This window comes from Pseudoalteromonas sp., from assembly GCF_041613455.1.
Classification (GTDB): domain Bacteria; phylum Pseudomonadota; class Gammaproteobacteria; order Enterobacterales; family Alteromonadaceae; genus Pseudoalteromonas.
Genome location: NZ_JBFJHD010000316.1, coordinates 1 through 2,635, shown reverse-complemented (window position 1 = coordinate 2,635; position 2,635 = coordinate 1). Strand labels below are relative to the sequence as shown.

At 44.0% G+C, this 2,635-nt stretch carries 3 protein-coding genes; 2 read left to right on the top strand and 1 reads right to left on the bottom strand.

Translation table 11 applies throughout. From position 1 onward, the window contains the following. Together ABYB02_RS16495 and ABYB02_RS16490 are read left to right on the top strand one after the other, a co-directional pair. Positions 1-726: acyl-CoA dehydrogenase family protein (locus tag ABYB02_RS16495; RefSeq protein WP_372763459.1), on the top strand; the 726-nt coding region annotated here is incomplete at its 5' end. Next, positions 726-1,838, top strand: coding sequence for an acyl-CoA dehydrogenase family protein (locus ABYB02_RS16490; RefSeq protein ID WP_372763458.1), 1,113 nt, complete (start codon positions 726-728; stop codon positions 1,836-1,838). The genes ABYB02_RS16495 and ABYB02_RS16490, both read left to right, overlap by 1 nt. Before the next feature lie 104 nt (positions 1,839-1,942). On the opposite strand, the gene ABYB02_RS16485 is transcribed toward ABYB02_RS16490, so the two are convergent. Further along, positions 1,943-2,635: SDR family NAD(P)-dependent oxidoreductase (locus ABYB02_RS16485; RefSeq protein WP_372763457.1), on the bottom strand; the 693-nt coding region annotated here is incomplete at its 5' end.

Sequence of the window (2,635 nt, the reverse complement as noted above, 5' to 3'; positions counted from 1 at the left end):
GGTAGTAAAATTTGGACTTCTTACGGTGACAAATCCGATTGGATGTACGCATTAGTACGCACTGATGCTAAAGCCCCTAAACACCAAGGCATTAGCTTATTACTCCTCGATATGCACAGCCAAGGTGTGCAAGCCAAACCTATTGATTTAATTAGCGGTAAATCTTCTTTTTGTGAAGTGTTTTTCGATAATGTAGTCGTACCCAAAGAAAATCTTATAGGTGAGCTCAATGGCGGCTGGAAATTGGCTAAAGAATTGCTGCAACACGAACGCAGCGCAATGTCTAAGTTTGGTGAGTTTCAATTACCCACGCACTTTGACTTAATGTCACTAATGAGTGATTACATGCCAGCGCCACACAGCGCTAGTGAAGCCGCGCTTCTAAATAAGGCGGTTGCAGCCAATATGGAAGAGCAGGCATACAACTTAACGGTGCAACGCTTAGGTGCAGAAATGCAAGCGGGGCAAAGCTGTTTTGGTTTAATGTCGATTATGAAGTTAGTGCATACCGAACAAGAAAAAATTAAATTTGAATTATTACTCGATGCAATGGGTTACCGAGGTTTAGGTTGGGAAGATGATAGCTTTAGCGAGCAAGAGCAAGCAATTACTCGCGCTTGGCTAAATAGTTTTTCGCAAACCATAGCTGGCGGATCCTCAGAAGTTCAGCTGAACGTGATAGCAAAGCGTGTATTGCAATTACCTGAAAATAAAGGAGTAAGCTGATGAGTATGGTATATATCGAAGACGATCGCATGTTGGCAGATACCGCCGAAGAGTTTTTAAGTGCGCAAAGCCCTGTCGCAGCGCAGCGCGCATTACGCGATAAGCCAACCGCAGTTAATTTTGATGAAAAAATTTGGCAACAAATGCTGGAACTAGGTTGGGGAGCAATTACTTTTCCCGAAGAGCTGGGTGGCCTAGATTTTGGTTATAAAGGAATGGGCGCAATATTTGAAGCTATGGGTAAACACCTGAGTGCTTCGCCAATGTTATCGTCGGTAACCCTGTGTGGTTCATTATTACAACAACTAGCCAACGCAGAACAGCAAACCTGGTTAACAGCAATAATGAGTGGTGAAAAACGCTTAGCCTTAGCGGTTGACGAACACGCAAGGCACGATCCCGACAGCATGCAAACAACGGCAACAACAGCGGTAGATGGCTTTGTGTTAAATGGTAAAAAAACCATGGTTATTGATGGTGTCAGCCCCGATGGCTGGATAGTTGCGGCGCAGCATAACGCTGGCTGTAGTGTGTTTATTGTGCCATTTAGTGAGCAAGTAAAGGTTAAGCGCCTTAACCTTATCGATGCACGCAATTACGCCGAGCTTACTTTTAATGACTTAAAACTACCCGCAGAAGCCTTATTAGGCGATGCTGGCAATAGCTTAAAAGCACTGCAACAAGCACTCGATTTAGGTCGTTTATGTTTAAGTGCTGAAATGCTTGGTGCTATTAAAGCGCTGTTTAATATGACTATAGAATACTTAAAGGTACGTGAACAATTTGGTGTAAAAATTGGTACTTTTCAGGCATTACAACATCGTGCGGCACGCTGTTATGTAGAATTAGAATTAGCTCAATCTTGTGTTATAGCCGCACTTTCGGATGCAGATAAGGCTGACGCAAATTTAGCCTCAAGCGCTAGTTTAGCTAAATGGAAACTATCAAAAGTAGCCGATTTAATCAGCGGTGAAGCGGTGCAAATGCATGGCGGCATTGGGGTTACTGATGAGCTAGACATTGGTCTTTACCTAAAGCGCATTCGCGTAGCACAAATGTGCCTTGGTGATGCCGATTACCATCAAGCGCGGTTTGCAGCTTTAGCGCCTTAAAACTCATCTTGAGTTAAACATAAAAAACCAGCCAACAGTTATTCACTGCTGGCTGGTTTTTTTGTTCATGCACTGAGAGCCTTAATGCGCGTTGAAGGTCGCTATTACTGTGCTGGCGCGCCAGGTACACCATAATAATATTGACCAGCCGTTAGGCCGCCATCTACCACCATTTCGGTGCCATTACAGTAAGATGCCTGATCCGAGACTAAAAAGTTAACCATATTGGCTACTTCTTCAGGCTGACAACCACGTTGCTGTGGAATAAATTTATAGCGTGGGTTCAGCTCTTCGCTACTTAGCCCCTGTGGGTTAGTCATGGGGGTATTTACAGCACCAGGATGCACACTATTTACACGTATACCAAACGGGCCTAGCTCAAGCGCTGCGGTGCGAGTTAACCCTCTTACTGCATATTTACTTGCAGCATACGCACCTGTGCCATTGTTAGGTAAAATAGACGAGGCTGATGAAATATTAACAATAGCGCCACTGCCGGCTTTTTTCATGCAGGGGATCACGCTATGTAAGCCTAAAAAGGTGCCGGTAATATTAATATCGATTAATTTACGAAACTGCTGCGGCTCTGTGGTTTCGAGCGTTGCGAACAGTAAAATCCCCGCATTATTAACTAAAATATCTATTTTTTGGTGCTTTTCTAAAGTTGCTGATACGATCGACTGCCATTGTAGCTCATCGGTTACATCGTGTGTCATTGGCGTAACCTTGTCGCCAAGCTCTTGCGCCATTTGGTTAAGCTCTTCAGTTAAAATATCAGTGGCTATAACAGTGGCTCC

Bases quoted from the DNA above. Each gene is read 5' to 3' on its own strand.
- ABYB02_RS16490 (WP_372763458.1), top strand. From the start codon at position 726: ATGAGTATGGTATATATCGAAGACGATCGCATGTTGGCAGATACCGCC.